The organism is Stenotrophomonas sp. TWI273 (assembly GCF_039674765.1).
In the GTDB taxonomy this organism is placed as follows: domain Bacteria; phylum Pseudomonadota; class Gammaproteobacteria; order Xanthomonadales; family Xanthomonadaceae; genus Stenotrophomonas.
On sequence record NZ_JBDJOA010000003.1, the window covers coordinates 284,123 to 306,753 of the forward strand.

Here is a 22,631-nt window from a genome sequence, read left to right on the forward strand (position 1 = left end):
CACTTGGCGCATGGCAAAGAAGTCCCCCAATGAAACCTCCCCGGTCGCCCACTTCGAGCAGTCGCTGGAAGAGCTTGAGCAGCTGGTGGAGAAGATGGAAACCGGCGAAATGAGCCTGGAACAATCGCTCAGCGCCTACGAACGTGGCGTCGGCCTGTACCGCCAGTGCCAGCAGGCGCTGGAACAGGCCGAACTGCGCGTGCGCCTGCTCAGCGATCCGGCCCAGCCCGACACCGCCGTACCGTTCGACCCGCCCAGCCATGACGGTTGAGGCCACGTTCGCGCGTTGGCGCGACCGTATCGAAAGCGAACTCGATGCCAGCCTGCCTTCCCCGTGCGATGCCCCGCGCGGGCTGCATCAGGCGATGCGTTATGCGGTGCTCGGGGGTGGCAAGCGCATGCGGCCGTTGCTGGTGTATGCCGGCGGCCGGATCTTCGGCGCCGACGAAAACGTACTGGATGCACCGGCAATGGCGGTGGAGCTGATCCATGCGTATTCGCTGGTGCACGATGATCTGCCGGCGATGGACGATGACGCCTTGCGGCGCGGCCGCCCGACCACGCATATCGCCTTCGATGAAGCCACCGCGATCCTCGCCGGCGATGCCCTGCAGACGCGCGCGTTCAGCCTGATCGCCGACGCGGCGTTGCCAGCGCAGCTGCGCGTGGATTGCCTGCAGACCCTGGCGCACGCCTCCGGCGCGGCCGGCATGTGCGGTGGCCAGGCCTTGGATATCGACGCCACTGGCCATCAGCAGCCGTTGCAGGCGCTGGAACGCATGCATGCGCTCAAGACCGGCGCGCTGATCCGCGCCGCGGTTCGCATGGGCGCGCTGTGTGGCCAGGCACCTGCCGCGGATCTGGCGACGCTGGATACGGTGGCCTCGGCGCTGGGCCTGGCCTTCCAGGTGCGCGATGACATCCTCGATGTCGAAGCCAGTTCCGAACAGCTCGGCAAGACCGCCGGCAAGGACGAAGCACAGGCCAAATCGACCTTCCCGGCGCTGCTGGGCATGGACGGTGCCAAGGCGCATCTGCGCACGCTGAGCGAGCAGATGTTCGACGGGCTGGCCGGCTATGGCGAGGCGGCCGATGCACTGCGTGCGCTGGCCAGGCTGGCGGTTGAGCGGGATCACTGAGCGATAGTGCAGTCAGCCACGCATGGCGTGGCTCTACAGCGCCAGCACACAAAAAAACGCCCGGGAATCCCGGGCGTTTTTTCGTTCCAGCGCTGCGGATCGATTACTTGATCAGGCGCAGTGCGAACGGGTAGCGGTAGGCTTCGCCGTTGTTGGCCTTGACCGCTGCGATGATGCAGAAGATCACGTTGAGCAGGCCGACGATCGGTGCCAGCAGGCCACCGATGATGACGATGGTCAGCACGATGCAGATCAGCATCGCGATGGTGATCGTGATCTGGAAGTTCAGCGCTTCCTTGGCCTGATCGGTGACGAAGCGCTTGCTGCTGTCGTCTTTGTTGATCAGCCAGATGATCAGCGGGCCGAGGAACCAGGTGAAGATACCCAGCAGGTGGGCCACCAGGGCCATGGTGCGCTGTTCGGCCGGGGCCGGTGCGCTCACCGGCGGCGGCGGGGTGGTGACGTTATCGAAATCGCTCACGTGAAACTCCTTGTTCGAGGTAATGGGTATTGCACGCGGCAGGCTCCCCGCCTGCCAGGGCAGCCTCCATAGAATACGTCAATCGTTACCGGCAACGGTCATTCGTCCTACAAGGATCGAACCGGTGTGCACGTGCGAGCGCGTGTCGATGTCGGTGCCCACCGCTTCGATGCTGGCGAACATGTCCTTGAGGTTGCCGGCAATGGTGATGCCGTCCACCGGGTAGCTGATCTCGCCGTTCTCCACGCGGAAACCGCCGGCACCACGCGAGTAATCACCGGTGACGCTGTTGACGCCCTGCCCCATCAGTTCGGTGACCAGCAGTCCATTGCCCATCTGCCGGGCAATGGAGACCAGATCACCCGCGTTGGCGGTGACCTTGAGGTTGTGCACGCCACCGGCGTTGGCGGTGGTCGGCAGGCCGAGCTTGCGTGCCGAGTAGCTGCCCAGGATGTAGCGCTCCAGCACGCCATCGCGGATCAGCGCAGAATTGCGGGTGGCCACGCCATCGCCATCGAAGGCTGCCGAGCGCAGCCCACGGCGCAGCAGCGGCAGCTCTTCGATGCCGAACCAGTCCGGGAACAGGCGCGTGCCGACGCTGTCGAGCAGGAAGCTGGCGCGGCGGTACAACGCGCCGCCGGACACGGCACCGAGCAGATGGCCGATCAGCGAGCGGGCCACCTCCGGCGAATACAGCACCGGCATCTGCGCCGTGGTCATCGAGCGCGGGTCCAGGCGGGCCACGGTACGCTCGGCGGCGCGGCGGCCGATCGAGGCGGCATCGTCCAGATCTTCGCGGGCCAGTGCGCTGCTGTACCAACCGTCGCGCTGCATGCCATCGCCCTGCCCGGCGATCAGCGCGCAGCCGATCGAGTGGTGGCTGCTGCGCTCGCGGCCGATGAAGCCGTGCGAGTTGGCATACACCGACAGGCTCTGCGCGGTCGCCGCCGAGGCACCGTCGGAATTGCTGATGCGGGTGTCGGCCTCACGGCCGGCCGCTTCGCAGGCCAGGGCCAGATCCAGCGCCGCATCGGCGCTGAGTTCCCAAGGGTGCCAGCCGTCCAGATCCGGGAATTCACGGGCCATCAGGGCCGCCTCGGCCAGGCCGGCCGCCTCATCATCCTCGGTGTGCCGGGCGATCGCGCAGGCCTGGGCCACGGTCGACTCCAGGCTGCTCTCGCGCAGGTCGGCGGTGCTGGCGCTGCCCTTGCGCTGGCCGAAGTAGACGGTCACGGCGATGCCGCGGTCGCGGGTGGACTCGACCGTTTCGACCTCGCCCAGGCGCACGTTCACATCCAGGCCGCGCTCATCGCTGCAGCTGACCTCGGCCTGGCTGGCGCCCAGGGCCTTGGCCCGCTCCAGCAGGCGCTGGGAGATGTCGGCCAGCTGCTCCAGGCGCTGCAGGCTGTCGTCGGCCGGGGAGACTTCAGGGGAGATCACGTTCAATGCTTTATCCTGTACAGGTGAGTGCCCGGCGCGACGCCGGCACAGTTTACGGATGTGGAAATAAGACGATGCGCGGACGCGACGAAGAAACCGGTGAATTCCTTGATATCAGCCGCAGCCAGAACCGCCGGGCGGCGCTGGACGTGCTGGCCCTGGGCGAGAAGCTGGTCTCGCTGACCCCGGCCCAGCTGGCGCGCCTGCCGGTGCCCGAGGATCTGCTGCCGCACATCGCCGAGGCCAAGCGCATCACCGCGCATATCGCCCACAAGCGCCAGCTGGCGTTCCTGGCCAAGCACATGCGTCGCGAAGACGACGCCGTGCTGGATGCGATCCGCGATGCGCTGGATGCCAACAGCGAGACCTCGCGCCGTGAAGTGGCGACCATGCACCGCGTGGAAGACTGGCGCGAACGCCTGCTCAAGGACGGCGACAAGGCGCTGGGCGCGCTGCTGGACGAATACCCGCATGCCGACCGCCAGGAGCTGCGCACGCTGGTCCGCAACGCCCAGGCCGAAAAGGCCAAGAACAAGCCGCCGCGCGCCTACCGCGAGATCTTCCAGGTCCTGCGTACGCTGCTGCTGCCGGCCGCGCTCGGTCTGGAAGGCGTGAATGCCGCCTCCGAAGACGCGCTGGACGACGCGGTCGACACGGACACCGACAGCGACGAGAACGCCGAGGACTGAGTCCCGGCGCTCGCGCGGCGGCGCCAGCACCCCGCTGGCGGCCGCGTGATCAGGCAGCGCAGGCGAATGCATCCCGGCTCAGGCCTGGGTGCCGCCCACGGTGATGCCATCGATCAGCAGGGACGGCTGGCCCACGCCGACCGGCACGCTCTGGCCATCCTTGCCGCAGATGCCCACGCCCTCGTCCAGGGCCAGATCGTTGCCGATCATGCGCACTTTCTGCATGGTTTCCGGCCCATTGCCGATCAGGGTGGCGCCCTTCACCGGCGCGGTGATTTTTCCGTCTTCGATCAGGTAGGCCTCGGTGGCCGAGAACACGTATTTGCCGCTGGTGATGTCGACCTGGCCACCACCGAAGTTGACGGCGTACAGGCCACGCTTGACCGAGCGGATCATTTCTTCCGGATCGTGCTGGCCGGCGCGCATGTAGGTGTTGGTCATACGCGGCATGGTCATGTGCGCGAACGATTCACGGCGGCCGTTGCCGGTCGGGGCCACGCCCATCAGGCGCGCATTGAGCGAATCCTGCATGTAGCCAACCAGGATGCCGTCCTCGATCAGGGTGGTGCACTGGGTCGGGTGGCCCTCATCATCGATGTTCAGCGAGCCGCGGCGTCCGTCCAGGGTGCCGTCGTCAACGATGGTCACGCCCGGCGCGGCCACGCGCTCGCCGATCCGGCCGGCGTAGACGCTGGTGCCCTTGCGGTTGAAGTCGCCTTCCAGGCCATGGCCGACCGCTTCATGCAGCAGCACGCCCGGCCAGCCCGGGCCGAGCACCACGGTCATCACCCCGGCCGGGGCCGGGATCGCCTCCAGGTTCACCAGCGCCTGGCGCAGGGCCTCGCGCGCGAAGCCTTCCGGGCGCCCCTCGGCAAACAGTTCTTCATAGCTGTAGCGGCCGCCGCCACCGGAGTAACCGGACTCGCGCCGGCCATGCTGCTCGACGATCACCTGCACGTTCAAGCGCACCAGCGGGCGGATGTCGGCCGCAAGCACGCCATCGCTGCGCGCGATCAATACCGTATCCACGCCGCCGGACAGGCTGACCATCACCTGCTGCACGCGCGGGTCGGCGGCGCGCAGGTAGCGGTCCAGCCGCTTGAGCATCTCGACCTTGGCCTCGTTGCCCATGCCATCGATGGGGTCCAGTGCCGGGTACAGCGCGCGGCCACTGCCCCGCACCAGCGAGCGGGCCGACTGCGCCCCACCCTCGCGGGAGATGGCGCGGGCCGAGTTGGCCGCGGCCAGCAGCGCGTCGCTGTGGATGTCGTCGGAGTAGGCGAAGCCGGTCTTCTCACCGGCGATGGCGCGTACGCCCACGCCCTGCTCGATCGAATGCGCCCCGTCCTTGACGATGCCGTCCTCCACGCTCCAGCTCTCGCGGCGCGCGTGCTGGAAATAGAGATCCCCGAAATCGATGCCCGGGCCCAACAGGGTGCCGAACGTGCGTTCCAGACCGTTCGCATCCAGCCCGGCGGGCAGCAGCAGACGGTCGGTGGCCAGCGAAAGTGCGTTGTTGTTCATGCTCTTTGATCTGTGGGCGCCGGGCGCAATCGCAACCCGGGCGCGGGAAAGGGATCAGCGCGCCGGCGGTGCGGCCGGGGCCGGCCTGGGCGCTGCGTCGCGGTCGATCACATCGACCTTGGGTTCGGCCCAGGGGCCGGTCACGCGGTAGGTCTTGGCGCCGATCTCGCCCAGCGGCTTGGACAGCACCGCATTGGCGGCCGCGCCGACCGCCGCCCCCACCGGGCCGCCGGCGACCGCGCCGACCACCGTCAGCAGGTTGCCCGCACGCGGGTTGACGTCGATGGTCTGATCGAAGCGTTGTTGGCGCAGGTCGGTCTTGCCGCGGATGGTGATGTTCGCCGCCGGGCCTTCGATCAGCACCTTGTCGGTGGTGGCCATGCCATCGGCGAACGCCACGCTGCCCTCGACCTGGTTGAAGGCGAAGCCCTTGGAGAAGAAATCGCGGAAATCGAACATCAACCGGCGCGGCAGCTGGGTCACGCTGAGCAGGCCGAGCACGCGCCCGGCACCGGGTTCGAGTTCCAGCAACTGGCCGTTGCGGGCCTGCACGTCGAGCTGGCCCTGCAGCGCACCGAGCTGGAAGTCGGATGGGCCGCCCTGCCAGCCGGCGCTCATGGTCAGCTGGCCCTGGCCGCCACGCAGCTGGCCGCCATAGTCCAGATTCTGCATCAGCCCGCCCAGGTCCTCGCTCTTGACCTGCACGTTGAACTGGCTGCGCGCGGCCTCGCCCATGCCCATCCAGCGGCCATTGACGTCGATCGCCTGCTTGGGCGCGCGGAACTGCAGCTGATCCACGCTCAGGCCGTTGGCCATCGGCCGCGTGCGCAATACCGCCTGGCCGAGCTTGGCCTTGCCGAACTGGAGGTCATCGATATCCAGCGACAGCGGCGGGATCTTGGCCGGATTGGTGTCATTGGCACTGGCCTGGACCCGCGCCGGCAGGGCCACGTCCGGTGGCAGCAGGATCGGGGCGCCATCGCTGGGCGCCTTGACGGGCGTCGGCAGCGACTGCCAGTGCACCCGGCTGAGCTTGCCGACGATGGTGCCGCCTTCGGCATTGGGCACGGTCAGACCGCCCACCAGCGAGGGGCCGTCCAGGCGCACGTCCACGCTGCTGCTGGTCGGCCGCAGTTGCAGCCGGGTCTGCGGGAACACGCCACCGGCGAGCAGCAGCTGGCCGACCTGCACGTCCACATGCCGCAGCGGCATCGGGTCCTTGCCGTCGCCGCCGTCCGGCGAGCGGGCCAGCGCGATCCACTCCAGCGCATCCAGCGAGCCGCTGCGCCCGTTCACGACCAGCCCACTGGCCGGCGGATCACGATCCACGCGGTCGCTGCCGAGGGTGACCTGCACCCCGGTCTGGTTGTCATGCGTGCGCGCGGCCAGGGCCAGGCGCTGGCCGAAGGCGACATCAACGCGTCCGCTGCCCATCGGCAGCTGTGCGGTGACGTCCGTCGCCAACGGCGTAGCGGCGGGCTTGTCCAGCGGCGCCGGCAGTTCCAGGGTGGTGCCGACCAGATCCGAATGCAGCTTGAGCACGGTGGGCGGCTCGACCTTGCTGCCGGCCGCGACCTTGGGCAGGGTCACCCCGATGGTCCAACGCGAGGTGCCCTGGATGTAAGGCTTGAGCCAGTTCAATTCCGGGGCGCGGTCCAGCAGCGCCCCCGCCTCCAGCGAGGCGGTGAGTTCGGATTCGAAGGCCTGCTGCGGATCGCGCACGAACTCACCGGCGCGCAGGCTGAGCAGCCCGTCCTGGCCCTGGTGACGTACCGCCAGGTGCTCCGCATCGAAGCCGCCATGGCCATAACGGGCCGTACCGCGCATGTTGTCGAAGACCAGGTCGAAGCGCTTCTCGGTGAGGGTCGCGCCATTGAGATCGACCGTGCCCTGCAGGTGACCGCGGCCTTCGTCGTGGTGCAGCGGCTGCAGCAGGTCGAAGGTGACCGCGGCCGGTCCCTTCGCGGTGAGATTGTCCAGCGTCTCGCCATAGGTGGCCTGCAACGGGCTCTGCTTGAGCATGGCCAGCAGTGCACCGGCATCGCTGCGGCTGCTGGCCTTGACGTACAGATCGGTCTCGCCGAAATCAGGAATGCCGGCATCGAAGTGGTCCACCGCCACCCCGGCCAGGTCGCCCTTGCCATGCAGTTCGAAGCCCGGGCCGATGAAGGCGATATCGGCATCGACCTTGTTCATCGCCGGCCAGTCGTGCTGGAAGCGGATACTGCCGGCGTCGATGTGGCCGGTCGCCTCGAAGCGGCCGTTGTTCTTGTCGAACGGCCAGTCTTCCAGATCCCCGGTCACCAGGCCCACCCCGGCACGCACCTGCCCGGAGACCAGGGCAGCATCCAGCCAATCGGTGGCGGCCTTGCTCATCTTGGAATGGATCCAGAAACGCTTGGCGGCGGTCATTGGCACATCGTCGATCTTGGCCGCCAGTTCCAGCCAGGGGCGCGTGCCGTTGTTCTGGAACCAGATGCCGCCGCGCACATCGGCGGCGTAATCGGTGCCCTGCACGCGCAGCGCCGGGGTCCCGATCCGCCAGCCGCCGGCCTCGTCGCGCCAGCCCACCAGCCGGCCGGCCAGGCGCACGTCGTGGCGCTCGCCAAAGCCGCTCGGCCAATCGAACTGCATCACCTGCTGCGGTTGCAGATCCAGGGTGAAGCCATCGGCATCGCCGTTGAAGCGCCCGCCCACACCGCTGAGCCCGGGCGAATGCCCGACCGCCGCGAAGCGGATGTCTTCCAGATCCCCCTCGACCGACAGCGGGCCGCCCTGCTCGCCTGCCACCCGCACGCGGGTCATGCGCACCTGCGGTGCGGCCTCATGCAGCCACTCGCGCAGGCCGGGATCGATCCGGTCGGTCAGCGCCAGCCCCCGCAGCAGCGCGGTGGCATCGATGTTGTCGCCAGCCAGCGCGAAGTGCTGCCCACCGGCCAGCAGCAGCCCGTCCAATTGCTGGGTGCTGCCTTCCATGCCAATCCGCAACCGTGGCGCATCGGCGCGCCAGCCCCCCTGCACCCAGCGCCAGCGTGCACGCAGTTCCAGCGTGTCCAACGCCAGCTGCGGGTGGGTGCCGTCGGCCAGCGTCACGCCGCGCACCTGTACGTTCTGAAGGTCCGCATCGGTGGTGACCATCACCACCCGGTGATCGCGCAGGTCCACCCAGGCATTGAACTCACCGGTGCCCTGCTGCAGGCCGATGCCGCCGAACTGCAGCAGCGAGGCCCACGCCCGGAAGTCGGCCGGGGCGGCCGAGAACCAGGCCTGACCATCGCCGCGCTTGCGCTCGAATTCCAGCACCGCCGTCAGCGGCTGTGCGGACGGGTCGGCCCACGCACGCGCCCCAACCCGCAGGCGCTGGCCGTTGACGCGCAGGCGCAGGTCGATCCGCGGCAGCACGGCGTTCACGCCCAACGAGGGCGCATCCACCTTCAAGCGGCCACCGATCACCTGCAGCTCGCCCAGGCGGCGCAGTGTTTCCAGCGGGTCACCTGCACTGGACTGCGGCAGGCCCTGCACGGACCAGCGGCCATCGTCGGCGCGCTGCAGTACCAGCGCCACGCCACGCAGGCGCAGCTCGGTCAGCGAGTGGCCCGGCAGCAGGCCGGCATACATGGACACCAGCACTTCGGCCTCGCCGATGCGCAGGCCCTGCCCTTCACCGATGCGCAGCCCTTTGAGCTGCAGCAGCGGGCCGCGCCGGGTCCAGGCAGTATCCAATGCATCGAAACGCACCGGCTGGCCTGCGCGCGCGCTCAACCACGCCGCCACCTTGTCCGGGTGACGCTCGGCCAGCGGCAGCAGCTGGCTGGCAGTGCCGACCAGCAGGGCCACGCCCACGAGCAGGATCGCCACCGCATACACAGCATGGCGGCGGATCCGGCGCAGGCGCAGGCGGAGCGGTGTGCTCATCGGAACGTGGGGATGCCGGACCGGCCGCGATCAGAGCAGCACGACATCGAACTGCTCCTGCAGGTATTGCTCATCCGCCTGGAAGCGGATGCTCTTGCCCAGGAACTCCTCCAGTTCGGCCACCGCCGAGGATTCCTCGTCGGTGATGCGCGCGACCACCTTCGAGGAGGCGATCACCAGCAGGCGCGCCGCATCGAACTGACGCACCGCCCGGGTGATTTCGCGGAAGATCTCGTACGTCACCGTTTCGGCGGTCTTGATCGAACCCCGCCCGCTGCACTCCGGGCACGGCTCGGACAGCTGGCGCTCCAGGCTTTCCACGGTGCGCTTGCGGGTCATCTCGACCAGGCCCAGCGGCGAGAAGTCGTAGACGGTGGTCTTGGCGTGGTCGCGGGCCAGCGCCTTCTCCAACGTGCGAAGGACCTGACGGCGGTGCTCGGCATCGTCCATATCGATGAAGTCGATGATGATGATGCCGCCCAGGTTGCGCAGCCGCAGCTGGCGTGCCACGGCCTGCGCGGCCTCCAGATTGGTGCGGAACACGGTCTCTTCGAGGTTGCGCTGGCCCAGGAACGAACCGGTGTTCACATCGATCGTGGTCATCGCCTCGGTCTGGTCGATCACCAGATAGCCGCCCGACTTCAGCGGGACCTGCTTGTCCAGCGCGCGGCCGATTTCATCCTCGACCCCGAACATGTCGAAGATCGGGCGATCACCGCTGTACAGCTCCAGTTTCTCGGCCAGCACTGGCATGTACTTGGCCACGAACGCCTGCAACTGGTTGAAGGTCTCCTTGGAATCCACCTTGACCTTGTCCACGTCCTTGCGGATCAGATCGCGCACCGAGCGCAGCGGCAGGCTCAGGTCTTCATAGATCACGCTGAGCGGGGCGGCATCGCGGCCACGGCGCTCCACCACGTTCCAGACCCGCGACAGGTAGGCCACGTCTTCGGCGATCGCCTCGGCCGGCTGGCCTTCGGCATTGGTGCGCACGATGTAGCCGTAGCCGCCGTGCTGGGCCGACAGTTCGGTCACCAGGGTTTTCAGGCGGGCGCGCTCGGCCTCGTCCTCGATCCGGGCCGACACGCCCACCACCTTGGACTGCGGCAGCAGCACCATGTAGCGCGAGGGAATGCTGATCTGGGTGGTCAGGCGGGCGCCCTTGGTCCCGATCGGGTCCTTGACCACCTGCACCACGATGTCCTGGCCGTCGCGCAGCAGCTCGACGATCGGCACCGAGGACGGTGGCGGCAACGTGGTGCCTTCGGTATCCGGACTGGCCACCGGGGCCGGGCGGATCACATCGTTGGCGTGCAGGAACGCCGCGCGCTCCAGCCCGACCTCGACAAAGGCCGCCTGCATGCCCGGCATGACCCGCTGCACCTTGCCCTTGTAGATGTTGCCGACCACGCCACGGCGCCAGCCACGTTCGATATGCAGTTCCTGCAGCATGCCGTTCTCGATGACGGCGACGCGGGTTTCCCGCGGGGTGACATTGACCAGGATTTCTTCAGACATGGGCGACTCCCTTCAGTTCAAACGTCTGCAGCAACTGCTCGGTCTGTTGCAGGGGCAAACCCATCACACCCGAATAGCTTCCCGCCAGATGGCGGATATATCGTTCAGCGCCCCCCTGGATCGCATAGGCACCGGCTTTGTCCATCGGCTCGCCACTGGCCACGTAGGCGGCGATCCGATCCTCATCGATCGCCGCGAACGTCACCTCCGAGACCACCAGCACGCCCTGTTCCCGGCCAGCAGCGACCAGCGCCACGGCGGTCATCACCTGGTGGGTGCGCCCGGCCAACGCACGCAGCATCGCGCAGGCGTCGGCCGCATCGGCCGGTTTACCGAACACGCGCCCGTCGAGCACGACTTCGGTGTCCGAGCCCAGCACCACCGCCTCGGGGTCATGGGCGACAAGCGCCCACCCGGCGCGTGCCTTGTCGGCGGCGACCCGCTGCACGTAATCGGCGGCGGACTCGTCGGGCGCACGGACTTCGGGCACGTCAAGCTCAAGCGCCTGGAACGGTCGTTCCAGGCGCGCAAGCAGTTCGTTTCGTCGGGGGGATCGAGAGGCAAGATAAAGCATCGAGGAAGCATAACCTGAGCCTACTGTCTGAATCGCGAGCAACACGCTTGAATCGTGCTCAACCCCATCAAACCTCACGACGCGTTCATCGCCCCGACACCAACCTCAACGTCTTCACAAGGAGATGTACATGCGCCGCCCGTCCCTGTCCCCGTTGCTGCTCGCCCTGTCCCTTGCCCTGGGAGCTTCGATGACCGCCCACGCCCAGTCCCAGCCCACCATCGCCGTGCCGGCTGACGGCACCCTGCTCAACATCTCGGCCAACGCCGAGGCCAAGCGCGTGCCGGACGTGGCCACGCTCTCGGCCGGTGTGGTGACCCAGGCCGTGGACGGCAACAGTGCCATGCGCCAGAACGCCGAGCAGATGACCAAGGTGCTCGCCGCGATCAAGGCCGCCGGCATCGCCGAGCGGGATGTGCAGACCAGCGGGGTCAACCTGAGCCCGCAGTATCGTTACGCCGACAACGAAGCGCCGAAGATCACCGGCTACCAGGCCAGCAATACGGTCAGCCTGAAGGTGCGCGACATCGCCAAGCTCGGCAAAGTGCTTGATGCACTGGCCGCCCAGGGCGCCAACCAGATCAACGGCCCGCAGTTCGAGATCGACCAGCCCGAGCCGGTTTACGACGAAGCCCGCCTGGCCGCGCTGAAGAAGGCCCAGGCCCGCGCCGAAACGTATGCCAAGTCGCTGGGCCTGCGCGTGCGCCGGATCGTGAGCATCTCCGAAAGCGGTGGCGGCAACTTCCGCCCGGTGATGATGCGTGCGGCGGCCGCGCCGATGGCTGCTGATGTATCCACGCCGGTGTCGCCGGGCGAATCGACCGTGTCGGTCAACCTGGACGTGGTGTTCGATCTGGGCCGGTAACACTTCGCAGCAGAGCGGACCAGCCGTCCGCTCCTGCCAAGACATGACGGCGCCTGCGGGCGCCGTCATGCTGTTCGCCGCCGGATCCTGACTGCCAGCCAACTCCCCACCCTGCCCCTGACTTCCGGCCCGTGCCGGGCTCGGGTATTGCTGTCATTGCGCGGCCCCGCCTGACCCCACGCGCCGCGCAGGCACGTTGATGTTCCCGCACATCTGGCAAGGAGAGTGGAGCATGGTCCGTACCCCGTCCCCGGTTGTCCCGCTGCCTATCGAAGCGTCCCGCGTGCTCGGGTGGAGCACTGCCATCGCGGTCCACGCGCTGGCCCTGATGCTGTTGTTGATCCCGGCTACCCAGCCCCTGATCAAGGCACCCCGCGAACGCATGCAGGTGACCTGGGTGCTGCCTCCGCCGCCGCCGGAGATCATCCGTCATCCGCCGGCAGACCCACCGCGGCTCCCCCCGGTGGTGCCCGTGACCACGCAACGCGCGCCGGCACCGCTGCCGCCCCCCACCGCCACCCTCGACGAGGCGCCCGCGGTGGCACCGATGCCGGCCAGCGAGGCCGCCGCACCGGCGCTGGAACCGGCCCCGGCCATGCCGTCGCCCGCCGCAGGAGCCCAACTGCAGTACCGCAGCGCGCCGCCACCACCGTATCCGGTCGCGGCGATCCGCCTGGGCCAGCAGGGGACGGTCCTGCTGCGCATCCGGGTCGACAGCCAGGGCAACCCGGTGGCGGTCAGTATCGAGAAGAGCAGTGGCTCGCGCGTGCTCGACCAGGCCGCACGCCAGCAGGTGCTGCGTCACTGGCGTTTCGTGCCAGCCCTCGTCGATGGGCAGGCCGTCGCCGCCGATGGCCTGGTTCCGGTCGATTTTTCGTTACCGCGCTGAGTGAATGGGAGCCCCGTCAGGGGGCTCCCCATTCACAAACTGAGACGCACAGCATCTTTTCCCAATTAAGCAATTTTTCACTCTTGCGTCACACGACGGAAACCTAGATTGGCGCCGTTGCCACCGTTCTGGTGTCGACTTATTGACATCTAGGTTTTCCCAGTCAGGAGAGAAGCTGTGAAACACCCGACCCAACGCCGCGACGACAGCCGCCGCAATACCCTGGCCCATTCCATTTCCACGATCCTGACCAGCGGCGCGCTGCTGCTGGTAGGGGCCATGGCGTCGTCCTCCGCGTTCGCGCAGGAGCAGGCGACCAACCTTGACCGGATCACCGTCACCGGGTCGAACATCCCCCGCACGAACACCGAAACCCCCTCCCCCGTCCAGGTGGTCACCCGCCAGGAAATCGACCGTACCGGCAAGACCACGGTCGCCGAGTATCTGCAGACCCTGACCGCGGACGGGTCGGGCTCCATTCCCAAGACCTTCGGCAACGGCTTTGCCGGCGGTGGCGCAGGCATCTCGCTGCGCGGCCTGGGCGCCGGCTCCACGCTGGTCCTGTTGAACGGCCGCCGCATGGCGACCTATGGCCTGGCCGATGACGGCCAGAAGGTCTTCACCGATCTGAGCACCATTCCGCTGGATGCGGTCGAGCGCATTGAAGTCCTCAAGGACGGCGCTTCTGCGATCTACGGCTCGGACGCCATCGCCGGCGTGGTCAACATCATCCTGCGCAGCGACTTCAATGGCGCGATCCTGCGCGCCTCCTACGGCCTGTCCGGTGATAGCGATGGCGACGCCAAGAAGGCCACGCTGACCGCCGGTACCGGCGACCTGGCCACCGATGGCTGGAACGCGTTCTTCAGTTTGGACGTGGGCAAGACCGACGCGATCAAGATCAGCGACCGCAAGAACCGCAAGTGGATCGGCACCGGTGATATCCGCCCGTGGGGCTATGGCAACAACGCCCAGTTCCTGGGTGGCGCCGCGCTCTCTGGCGGTACCCGTGGCGGTGTGGGTCCGAACGGTTCGGTGTTCGACGACCGTGCGGTGACGGATGACGATCCGGCCTTCCTCGTCGCGCTGCCAGGCTGCGCCGGCTTGACCACCATCCCCGGCCAGAACGATGTCACTGCCCAGCAGCAGGGCTGCCTGTGGGATCCGGCCCAGCTGTACCGTGACCTGACCCCGGAAGAGAAGTACGTCAACGTGTTTGGTCGCGCCAGCTTCGCCTTCGGCGAGGGCGGTGAGATCTACACCGAAATCGGCTACTCCAAGAAGGAAACCACCTTCAGCAACACGCCCTCCGGCGTATCCGGTGGCTGGGGCTATCCCGGCGGCCCGGTCAACGCCAACAGCGGCGACGGTGCCACGGTGCTCAGCCCGACCCACCCGGACAACCCGATCCCGGGCCAGGCCTCGCGCCTGCGTTACTCGGCCTGGGATGTCGGCCCGCGTGTGACCGAGAACACCAACGAGTTCAACCGCTTCCTGGTGGGCGTCAAGGGCAACTGGGGCGAGTGGAGCTACGACACGGCCTACCTGCATTCGGGCACCGACCTGGTCAACAAGCGTACCGGCTTCCTGAACTACGACGCCGTGCGTTGCGTGCTCGGCAATCCGGCCTGCCCGGCAGGCGTGTGGCGCATCGGCGACAACGCGGGGCTGAACTCACAGGCCCTGTATGACTACATCTCGCCGGACATCAGCGCACGCGCCAAATCCAGCCTGGACATGTTCGACTTCACCGTGTCGCGCAGCCTGATGGACCTGAAGGGCGGCCCGCTCGGCCTGGCGCTGGGTACCGAATGGCGCAAGACCAGCAACAGCCTGACCCCGCAGACGTTCACCGACCAGGGCCAGATCATCGGGCTGGGCTACTCGGCCTACGACGGTACGCAGAACGTCTACGCCGGCTATGTCGAACTGTCCGCCCCGGTGCTGGAGCAGTTGGAACTGTCCGGCGCGGTCCGCTACGACAAGTATGAGAGCGGCGAAGGCAAGGCGACGCCGAAGGTCGGCATCAAGTGGACCCCGGCCGACTGGATCGCAGTCCGCGGCAGCTATGCCGAAGGCTTCCGTGCCCCCAACCCGGCCGAGAACGGCGACGGCGGCCTGGCAGCGTTCTCCAATGCTGCCGATCCCGTGCGCTGCCCCGGCGGCAACCCGGCGCCGGGCGCGAACGATGACGATTGCGGCGCACTGCCGGTCGCCATCATCACCCGTCCCAATGCCGACCTGAAGCCGGAAGAGTCCAAGAGCTACTCGGTGGGTCTGGTGCTGCAGCCGACCTCCAGCACCTCGATGACGGTGGATGCCTGGCAGATCAAGCGCACCAACGAAATCGCCCAGGGCAGTACTGCCGAAGCGATTGCCGCGGGCAACGTGTTGCGTGACAACAACCTGCTCAACGGTGTTCCCGGTACCGGCAGCATCCTGGCCGTCAATACGCAGTACATCAATGCTGCATCGACCCGCGTCCGCGGTATCGATACCGACATCCGCCAGACCTTCGACATCGGTCCGGGCCAGCTGGAGATGGACCTGCAGTGGAGCCATGTGCTCAAGTTCGAGCGCACCGATGCCGATGTGACCGTCGACTATGCCGGCACGCACGGCAACTGCGACGTCACCAACTGCATCGGCACCCCGAAGGACCGCGTCAACTTCGGCACCACCTGGAAGCAGGGTCCGTGGAGCGTCAGCGGCGTGGCCAACTACATCTCCAAGATGGAGAACACCGACTTCCGCGGTCCCGATGGCTCGTATCAGTTCGCCTACGCCGACGGTACCGACGTCGAGAAGATCTCCTCGTTCACCACCTTCGACCTGTCCGGTCGCTGGAACATCACCGAGGCCTTCGAGTTGAACGCATCTGTGCAGAACCTGTTCGACCGCATCGCTCCGCTGGATCCGACCACCTACGGTGGCGTGAACTACAACCCGCTGCACTTCAGTGGCGCGATCGGCCGTTACTTCACCGTCGGTGCCAAGTACACCTTCGAATGAGGTAGCCGCACTTGGGGAACAAGGAGCCCGGGCAGTGCCCGGGCTTTTTGTTTGGATCGCGGCACGCGGGTAAATCGCGGACAAAAAAAAGCCCCGCATCGCTGCGAGGCTTTTTTTCAAATCTTGGCGCCCGAAGTTGGACTCGAACCAACGACCCCCTGATTAACAGTCAAGTGCTCTAACCGGCTGAGCTATTCGGGCGGGGTGCGCATTGTAGCCCGTTTTTCGCGAGATGTAACCCGTCTGGCGACAACTATTTCACGCGCGGTGATACGGATGGTTGGCCAGCATCGCTGCAGCGCGGTACAGCTGCTCGGCCACCACCAGGCGCACCAGCATGTGCGGCAGCGTCAGCGGGCCGATCGACCATTTCTCATCAGCCATCGCGGACACTTCCGCCGAATGGCCTTCCGGCCCGCCGATCAGGAAGGCCATGTCCCTGCCCTGCCCCCGCCAGTGCTCCAGCCGCTGCGCCAGCTGCTCGGAACTGAGCTGGCGTCCGGGCACATCCAGCGCGACCACATACGCATTTTTCGGCAATGCGGCGATCACGCGCTTGCCTTCGTCATCGGTCGCACGGCGCGCATCGCGGCCTTTGCCGCGCAGGCCGGGCTCGATCTCGACCAGCTCGAACGGCAACCAGTGCGAGAGCCGCTTCTGGTACTCGGCAAAGCCCTGCGCAACCCAGGAGGGCGCGCGCTCGCCGGTGGCGATCAGCCTGGCTTTCATGTCTGTCCTCCGCAGCCACCACAGGCGGCGCCGCAAAAGACAACGGCGCCATCGGCGCCGTTGTCGTGACCGGGCACGCTGCGATCAGCGCGCGTCGTAGTCGTCGTCCGCATCGTCGAGCAGTTCGATCGGAGGCTGGTCGCCCACGGTCCACAGGCGCTCGAGCGCGTAGAACTCACGCACGCGCGGCAGCATCACGTGAACGATCACGTCGCCCAGGTCGACCAGCACCCACTCGGCTTCGCGCTCGCCTTCCACACCCAGCGGCATCACGCCCAGCTTCTTGGCGAACTTCACCACTTCGTCGGCGATCGACTTGACGTGACGGCTGGAGGTGCCCGACGCGATCACCATGTAATCGGCGACGCTGGAGCGGCCGATGACGTCGATCTCAACGAGATCCTTGGCCTTCAGTTCTTCGGTGGCCCCGCGCACGCACTCGAGCAGCTGCAGAACGGAGGGCGCCGGATTGGGCAGTTGGACCTTGATGGTCTGGGGCTGGGCTTGGTTGCTCAAAGCGGGTCAACTCGATAAATGTAGGGCCGATTATACGGGGCGGCGCGCCCGCGCGTATTCACGACGGTGTCGCGCCGTACAGGCGGTGGTCGATGATGTAGCCCGCGACAGCCTCAGGCAGCAGTGGCTGCCAAGGCCCGGCGGCGGCGATCTGCGCGCGCACCGCGGTGGCCGATTCCTCGCGCAATGGGGCCTGCAGGCGCATCAGGCGCCCGGCCGGCGCGCTGAACAGCTCACGCTCGTGACTGGCCCAGCGCCCTTCCAGGGCCTGCGCCAGCACCGGGTCGCAAGCGGCGGCCAGGGGACTGCCGGGGCGATCGGCGACGATGAAATGCGCCAGCTCGAACAGCGCGTCCCATTCGTGCCAGCTGGGCAGGGCCAACAGGCTGTCGGCACCGACCAGCCAGGCGATCGGCTGGCGCGGGCCCAGCTCGGCGCGCAGCTCGCGCAGGGTATCGACGGTATAGGACGGCACACCGGGCTGGCGCTCGGCCCGGTCCAGCTCGCGCCGGTCCAGCAGCAGGCCGGGCTCATCGCCGATGGCCAGGGCCAGCATGGCCAGGCGCTGCGCGGCATCGGCGCCGGGGGCGGCACGGTGCGGTGGATCGGCGGCGGGCAGCAGGCGGACGGCGACCTGCAACTGGTCGCGTGCGGCGCGGGCAATGGCCAGATGGCCCAGATGGACGGGATCGAAGGTCCCGCCGTAATAGATGCGCAGCCCCATGGGCTCAGGCCCGGGCGAGCAGGCGCACGGCGCGGGCTTCGGAGACGGCGATCAGCAGCCGCTCCAGCGCCAGCCAGGCGTCGCCATCGGCGCGCCCCTTGGCGATGCGGTCCACCAGCCCCGCCTCGGCCACGAAGCGCTCCCAGCGCTTGACCTCGGGGTGACGCTGCAGCGCGCGCTTGAACGGCGCCTGCCGCGATTCCCAGATGCCACGGCTCTTCATTTCCGCGGCCAGGTTGCCGCCGCGCGCCTGCACCCGCGCCAGACCGGCGGTGGAGAGCAGCTCGCGGATCACGATCGGCGTCAGCGCCGCCACCGCTTCACCTTCGGCACGCAGGCCGGCGATCATGCGCAGCACGGCCGCAGGCTGGCCCGAGAAGGTCGCCTCGACCAGACGGAACACGTCATAACGGGCGGCATCGGCCACCAGCGATTCCATGGTGTCCACATCCAGGGTCTGGCCGTCGGCCAGCAGGGCCAGCTTGTCGATCTCCTGGGCGGCGGCCAGCAGATTGCCTTCCACCCGTTCGGCCAGGCGCTGCACGGCCTGCGGGTCGGCGCGCAGGCCCTTGCCACGCAGCCGGCGTTCGATCCATTCGGTCAGCTCGTGCGGCTTGATCGCCCAGGCCACCGAGATCACCCCGGCGCGGCCAACGGCATCGGCCCACTTGGTCTGGTGCGCCTTGCTCCATTCATTGCAGGTGATCAGCAGGATCACGTCCGGCGCCGGGTTGGCACAGAACTGGCTGATCACTTCGGCGCCTTCCTTGCCCGGCTTGCCACTGGGCAGGCGCAGTTCCATCAGGCGACGTGCACTGAACAGGCTGGGCGCGTTGAAGCTGGCATCGAGCTGGTGCCAGTCGAAGTCACGGCCATCGGCATCGAAGACTTCACGCTCGTTGACGCCATCGGCGCGTGCCCGCGCCCGCACCGCATCGGCCGCTTCCAGCACGCGCAGCGTTTCCGGACCGGCGATCAGGTAGACCGGGGCCAACGGCTGGCTGGCCGGTTGGCTGGCAAGCTGTTCGGGGCGCAGTTCCATCCGGGCAGGCCGATCCGCAGGCGGACCGGGCTCAGCGCCCCTGCGGGACGACGGCGGGGACCGCCGGCGTCGGGGTCGTCGAGGTCGGGCTTGCCGGGGTCGCCGCCGGGATCTCAACCGGCGTTTCCACCGGGGTCGTACCGGGCTTGGCCGGGGCGCGGCCATGCTCCAGTTCGGCGCGGACCACGCTGTCGATACGGCGCATGATCGACGCAGACATCTCACGGCGCAGTTCGTCGGCGAGGATTTCGCGTTCGGTCGTGGTACCGGTGGCGTCGGTCGGCGGCGACACGTAATCGCGCGAGAGTTCGATCACCTGCTGCGGCACCAGCTCGCTGCCGTCTTCGCGGCGGAAGATGAAGATCACCGCATAGCGCAGGCTGTACTCCTGGGCACGGCCCTGGGCATCGATCGCGATCGGCAGATCGCCCCAACGCTCGGACAACACCTGCAGCTGCGACGCCGGGCCCGTGCTGTCCGGATCGGCCAGCTGCGCCCCGGAGGCCTGCAGGCCACGGCGCAGCAACTTGACCAGTTCGCTGTAGGGCGCGGTGGAGACCACCTGCACCGCAGCCGTATCGGCCGGCAGCATCAACTTGTTGCGCAGATGGAAGCCGCACCCGGCAAGGGTTGCGGTCAGGACAAGGGCAAGCAGGAATCGGGTCATGGATACAGTCTGTAGGAGCCGGGCGGTCGCGGCAACAAGCAGTGATCGTGCCGGATGCCGCGTGAACAGGACTTGATACCGGACGGCCCACGGGGCGTGCCCGCCATCGGCCCATGGAGATCGGTGCCACCGGGCGCGCAAGGCCCCCGGTGGCACGACAGGATCAGCCCTGCGGGGCCGCCACGATGTTCACGATCTTGCCCGGCACGATGATGATCTTGCGCACGGTCAGCCCTTCCAGGAACTTGGCCGCGTTCGGCTCGGCCAGGCCCAGGGCTTCGATCTGATCACGCGGCGCATCCGCAGCGACGTCGATGGTGCCGCGCAGTTTGCCGTTGACCTGCACCGCCAGCGTCACCGCATCGCGCACCAGCGCCGCCGGATCGGCCTCCGGGAACGCCTGGTCTTCCAGCAGTTCCTCGGCGTGGCCCAGCACCTGCCACAGCGCATGACTGGCATGCGGCGTGATCGGGTTGAGCAGCAGCACGGTGGCGCGCAGCGCTTCCTGGCGCACCGCACGGCCCTGCTCGCTGACGTCATCGAACTTGGCCAGCGCGTTCATCAACTCCATCACCGCGGCGATCGCGGTGTTGAAGCTGTGGCGGCGACCGTAGTCGTCGCCGACCTTGCCGATGGTTTCATGGGTCTTGCGGCGCAGCGCCTTCTGCTCGGCGTTCAGCGCGGCCACGTCCAGCGCCGGGGCGGCGCCATCAGCGGCATGCTTCTGCACCTGGGCCCACAAGCGGCGCAGGAAACGGGCCATGCCATCCACGCCGGCTTCGTTCCACTCCAGCGATTGTTCCGGCGGCGCGGCGAACATCGAGAACAGGCGCACGGTGTCGGCGCCGTACTTGCCCACCATCACCTGCGGGTCCACGCCGTTGTTCTTGGACTTGGACATCTTCTCGGTGCCGCCGATCACCACCGGCTGGCCGTCGGCGATCAGGGTCGCCCCGACGATGCGGCCGCGCTCGTCACGCTGCACATCCACATCGGCCGGGTTGATCCAGTCCTTGGAGCCGTCCGGGTTCGGGCGATAGTAGGTTTCGGCGATCACCATGCCCTGGCACAGCAGGTTCTGCGCCGGCTCGTTGCTGTCCACCATGCGCGCATCACGCAGCAGCTTGTGGAAGAAACGGAAGTACATCAGGTGCAGGATCGCGTGCTCGATACCGCCGATGTACTGATCCACCGGCAGCCAGTAGTTGCCGCGCTTGTCGACCGCGTCACGGGCACCCGGCGAGGTGTAACGCGCGTAGTACCAGCTCGATTCCATGAAGGTATCGAAGGTGTCGGTCTCGCGCTCGGCCGCGCCGCCGCAGTCCGGGCAGGTGGTCTTGCGCCATTCCGGATCGGCCTTGATCGGCGAACCGGTGCCGACGAAGTTGACGTTCTCCGGCAGGATCACCGGCAGCTGCTCTTCCGGCACCGGCAAGGCGCCGCACTTGGGGCAGTAGATCACCGGGATCGGGCAGCCCCAGTAGCGCTGGCGGCTGACGCCCCAGTCACGCAACCGGTAGTTCACGCGGCGCTGGCCCTGGGCCTTGCGCTCGAAGCGCTCGGCCAGTGCCTCGAAGGCCCCCTGGAAATCCAGGCCGTCGAACTCGTCGGAGTTGACCAGCTCGGTCTCGCGGGTCTTGTCGCCGTACCAGTCCTGCCAGCGCGTGGCGTCGTAGTCGCTTTCTTCCTTGCGCAGCGACTTCAACGCGATGACCTGGCGGATCGGCAGGCCGTACTTGTTGGCGAATTCATTGTCGCGCTGGTCGTGACCGGGAACGGCCATCACCGCGCCGGTGCCGTAGCCCATCAGCACGAAGTTGGCGACCCACACCGGCACCTGGGCGCCAGTGACCGGATGGATGGCGCGCAGGCCGGTATCCATGCCGCGCTTTTCCTGGGTCTCCAGTTCGGCTTCAGAGACGCCGCCCTGTTTCATCTCGGCCAGCAGCGCGGCCAGTGCCGGGTTGGACTTGGCCGCGTGCTGGGCCAGCGGGTGTTCGCCGGCGATCGACACGAAGGTCACGCCCATCACGGTGTCCGGACGGGTGGTGAACACGCGCAGCGGGTCCAGCGTGCTGCCGTCGGCGTCACGCACGTCGAACTGGATCTCCAGCCCTTCCGAGCGGCCGATCCAGTTGCGCTGCATGGTCTTGACCGAATCGGGCCAGCCCGGCAGTTCATCCAGGCCGTCCAGCAGTTCCTGGGCGTAATCGGTGATGCGCAGGAACCACTGCGGGATCTCACGCTTTTCCACCAGCGCGCCGGACCGCCAGCCGCGGCCGTCGATGACCTGCTCGTTGGCCAGCACGGTCTGATCGATCGGGTCCCAGTTCACCACCGCGTTGCGGCGGTAGGCCAGGCCCTTGCGCATCAGGCGGGTGAACATGCGCTGCTCGTGCACGTAGTACTCGGGCGTGCAGGTGGCGAACTCGCGCGACCAGTCGATCGCATAGCCCATGGCCTTGAACTGGCCCCGCATGTGCTCGATGTTGGCGTAGGTCCACTTGGCCGGCGCGGTCTTGTTCTTGATCGCCGCGTTCTCGGCCGGCAGGCCGAAGGCATCCCACCCCATCGGCTGCAGCACGTTGTGGCCGGTCATCCGCTTGTAGCGGCTGATCACGTCACCGATGGTGTAGTTGCGCACGTGGCCCATGTGCAGCGCACCGGACGGATACGGCAGCATCGAGAGGCAGTAGAACTTCGGCTTCTCCGAAGTCTCGGTGACCTCGAAGGCACGGGTGGCATCCCAGTACTGCTGGGCGGCGGATTCAACCTGCTGCGGATCGTAAACGTTGGGTTCGACGCTGGTCATAAAAACGCTAGTGCGGCGGCAAAGCGGCACAGGGTACCGCAGTGCGGCAAAGGGCTCCAATCGACGCGGCCCACCGTCGCGACCAAACCTGTCAT

At 67.5% G+C, this 22,631-nt stretch carries 18 protein-coding genes and 1 tRNA gene; 6 read left to right on the forward strand and 13 right to left on the reverse strand.

Features of this window, described 5'->3' with window-relative positions:
* Positions 1-10 precede the first annotated feature (10 nt).
* Both ABE571_RS05860 and ABE571_RS05865 read left to right on the forward strand, forming a co-directional pair.
* On the forward strand, positions 11-271 hold the full coding sequence (locus tag ABE571_RS05860) for an exodeoxyribonuclease VII small subunit (protein WP_019182618.1): 261 nt from the start codon (positions 11-13) through the stop codon (positions 269-271).
* The gene (locus ABE571_RS05865; protein WP_346493362.1) at positions 261-1,139 is read left to right on the forward strand and encodes a farnesyl diphosphate synthase; all 879 of its coding nucleotides are present in this window, start codon (positions 261-263) and stop codon (positions 1,137-1,139) included. The genes ABE571_RS05860 and ABE571_RS05865 overlap by 11 nt, the downstream gene beginning before the upstream one ends.
* Positions 1,140-1,242: 103 nt before the next feature.
* On the opposite strand, the gene ABE571_RS05870 is transcribed toward ABE571_RS05865, so the two are convergent.
* Complete coding sequence (locus tag ABE571_RS05870; protein WP_313208923.1) at positions 1,243-1,620, reverse strand: DUF4870 domain-containing protein; 378 nt, start codon at positions 1,618-1,620, stop codon at positions 1,243-1,245.
* A 78-nt stretch (positions 1,621-1,698) separates the two neighbouring features.
* Positions 1,699-3,066, reverse strand: coding sequence for a metalloprotease PmbA (pmbA, locus tag ABE571_RS05875; RefSeq protein ID WP_313208922.1), 1,368 nt, complete (start codon positions 3,064-3,066; stop codon positions 1,699-1,701).
* Between the two features lie 68 nt (positions 3,067-3,134).
* Here pmbA and yjgA point away from each other — a divergent pair, with 68 nt between their 5' ends.
* A complete protein-coding gene (gene yjgA / locus ABE571_RS05880) occupies positions 3,135-3,749 on the forward strand; it encodes a ribosome biogenesis factor YjgA (protein WP_313208921.1) in 615 nt (204 codons plus the stop codon).
* A gap of 78 nt (positions 3,750-3,827) precedes the next feature.
* Here the strand turns inward: yjgA and tldD are convergent, their stop codons facing one another.
* Genes tldD through ABE571_RS05900 form a run of 4 tightly spaced genes read right to left on the reverse strand, consistent with a single transcriptional unit; the run spans position 3,828 to position 11,280 of the window.
* The gene (gene tldD / locus ABE571_RS05885; RefSeq protein ID WP_046273266.1) at positions 3,828-5,273 is read right to left on the reverse strand and encodes a metalloprotease TldD; all 1,446 of its coding nucleotides are present in this window, start codon (positions 5,271-5,273) and stop codon (positions 3,828-3,830) included.
* 54 nt (positions 5,274-5,327) lie between these two features.
* Positions 5,328-9,188, reverse strand: a complete 3,861-nt coding sequence (locus ABE571_RS05890) for a YhdP family protein (RefSeq protein ID WP_346493363.1) — start codon at positions 9,186-9,188, stop codon at positions 5,328-5,330.
* A gap of 30 nt (positions 9,189-9,218) precedes the next feature.
* Positions 9,219-10,706, reverse strand: a complete 1,488-nt coding sequence (gene rng / locus ABE571_RS05895) for a ribonuclease G (RefSeq protein WP_123730583.1) — start codon at positions 10,704-10,706, stop codon at positions 9,219-9,221.
* On the reverse strand, positions 10,699-11,280 hold the full coding sequence (locus ABE571_RS05900) for a Maf-like protein (RefSeq protein ID WP_313219229.1): 582 nt from the start codon (positions 11,278-11,280) through the stop codon (positions 10,699-10,701). Before ABE571_RS05900 ends, rng begins: the two co-directional genes overlap by 8 nt.
* A gap of 130 nt (positions 11,281-11,410) precedes the next feature.
* Here ABE571_RS05900 and ABE571_RS05905 point away from each other — a divergent pair, with 130 nt between their 5' ends.
* From ABE571_RS05905 to ABE571_RS05915, 3 genes are all read left to right on the forward strand, one after another.
* Positions 11,411-12,145, forward strand: coding sequence for an SIMPL domain-containing protein (locus ABE571_RS05905; protein ID WP_313212546.1), 735 nt, complete (start codon positions 11,411-11,413; stop codon positions 12,143-12,145).
* Positions 12,146-12,377: 232 nt separating this feature from the next.
* Positions 12,378-13,034 carry an energy transducer TonB gene (locus ABE571_RS05910; protein WP_346493364.1) on the forward strand — a complete coding sequence of 219 codons (657 nt, stop codon included), beginning with the start codon at positions 12,378-12,380 and terminating at the stop codon, positions 13,032-13,034.
* A gap of 177 nt (positions 13,035-13,211) precedes the next feature.
* The gene (locus tag ABE571_RS05915; protein ID WP_313212544.1) at positions 13,212-16,046 is read left to right on the forward strand and encodes a TonB-dependent receptor; all 2,835 of its coding nucleotides are present in this window, start codon (positions 13,212-13,214) and stop codon (positions 16,044-16,046) included.
* A gap of 124 nt (positions 16,047-16,170) precedes the next feature.
* On the opposite strand, the gene ABE571_RS05920 is transcribed toward ABE571_RS05915, so the two are convergent.
* From ABE571_RS05920 to leuS, 7 genes are all read right to left on the reverse strand, one after another.
* A tRNA-Asn gene (locus ABE571_RS05920) sits at positions 16,171-16,247 on the reverse strand.
* 57 nt (positions 16,248-16,304) lie between these two features.
* A complete protein-coding gene (gene rlmH, locus ABE571_RS05925; RefSeq protein WP_313212543.1) occupies positions 16,305-16,775 on the reverse strand; it encodes a 23S rRNA (pseudouridine(1915)-N(3))-methyltransferase RlmH in 471 nt (156 codons plus the stop codon).
* An 84-nt stretch (positions 16,776-16,859) separates the two neighbouring features.
* Positions 16,860-17,291: a ribosome silencing factor gene (gene rsfS, locus ABE571_RS05930; RefSeq protein WP_121038588.1), complete on the reverse strand. Its 432-nt coding sequence runs from the start codon at positions 17,289-17,291 to the stop codon at positions 16,860-16,862.
* 58 nt (positions 17,292-17,349) lie between these two features.
* A complete protein-coding gene (gene nadD, locus ABE571_RS05935) occupies positions 17,350-18,015 on the reverse strand; it encodes a nicotinate-nucleotide adenylyltransferase (RefSeq protein WP_313212542.1) in 666 nt (221 codons plus the stop codon).
* A 4-nt stretch (positions 18,016-18,019) separates the two neighbouring features.
* A complete protein-coding gene (gene holA, locus ABE571_RS05940) occupies positions 18,020-19,057 on the reverse strand; it encodes a DNA polymerase III subunit delta (protein ID WP_123730577.1) in 1,038 nt (345 codons plus the stop codon).
* Positions 19,058-19,088: 31 nt separating this feature from the next.
* Positions 19,089-19,724 carry an LPS assembly lipoprotein LptE gene (lptE, locus tag ABE571_RS05945; protein ID WP_346463012.1) on the reverse strand — a complete coding sequence of 212 codons (636 nt, stop codon included), beginning with the start codon at positions 19,722-19,724 and terminating at the stop codon, positions 19,089-19,091.
* A 163-nt stretch (positions 19,725-19,887) separates the two neighbouring features.
* Complete coding sequence (gene leuS / locus ABE571_RS05950; RefSeq protein WP_346493365.1) at positions 19,888-22,536, reverse strand: leucine--tRNA ligase; 2,649 nt, start codon at positions 22,534-22,536, stop codon at positions 19,888-19,890.
* Positions 22,537-22,631 lie beyond the last annotated feature (95 nt).

Excerpts from the sequence above, each read along its gene's own strand:
- ABE571_RS05860 (WP_019182618.1), top strand. The coding sequence starts at position 11 with ATGGCAAAGAAGTCCCCCAATGAAACCTCCCCGGTCGCCCACTTCGAG.
- ABE571_RS05865 (WP_346493362.1), top strand. The coding sequence starts at position 261 with ATGACGGTTGAGGCCACGTTCGCGCGTTGGCGCGACCGTATCGAAAGC.
- yjgA (WP_313208921.1), top strand. The coding sequence starts at position 3,135 with ATGCGCGGACGCGACGAAGAAACCGGTGAATTCCTTGATATCAGCCGC.
- tldD (WP_046273266.1), bottom strand. The coding sequence starts at position 5,273 with ATGAACAACAACGCACTTTCGCTGGCCACCGACCGTCTGCTGCTGCCC.
- ABE571_RS05890 (WP_346493363.1), bottom strand. The coding sequence starts at position 9,188 with ATGAGCACACCGCTCCGCCTGCGCCTGCGCCGGATCCGCCGCCATGCT.
- rng (WP_123730583.1), bottom strand. The coding sequence starts at position 10,706 with ATGTCTGAAGAAATCCTGGTCAATGTCACCCCGCGGGAAACCCGCGTC.
- ABE571_RS05900 (WP_313219229.1), bottom strand. The coding sequence starts at position 11,280 with ATGCTTTATCTTGCCTCTCGATCCCCCCGACGAAACGAACTGCTTGCG.
- ABE571_RS05905 (WP_313212546.1), top strand. The coding sequence starts at position 11,411 with ATGCGCCGCCCGTCCCTGTCCCCGTTGCTGCTCGCCCTGTCCCTTGCC.
- ABE571_RS05910 (WP_346493364.1), top strand. The coding sequence starts at position 12,378 with ATGGTCCGTACCCCGTCCCCGGTTGTCCCGCTGCCTATCGAAGCGTCC.
- rlmH (WP_313212543.1), bottom strand. The coding sequence starts at position 16,775 with ATGAAAGCCAGGCTGATCGCCACCGGCGAGCGCGCGCCCTCCTGGGTT.
- nadD (WP_313212542.1), bottom strand. The coding sequence starts at position 18,015 with ATGGGGCTGCGCATCTATTACGGCGGGACCTTCGATCCCGTCCATCTG.
- holA (WP_123730577.1), bottom strand. The coding sequence starts at position 19,057 with ATGGAACTGCGCCCCGAACAGCTTGCCAGCCAACCGGCCAGCCAGCCG.
- lptE (WP_346463012.1), bottom strand. The coding sequence starts at position 19,724 with ATGACCCGATTCCTGCTTGCCCTTGTCCTGACCGCAACCCTTGCCGGG.
- leuS (WP_346493365.1), bottom strand. The coding sequence starts at position 22,536 with ATGACCAGCGTCGAACCCAACGTTTACGATCCGCAGCAGGTTGAATCC.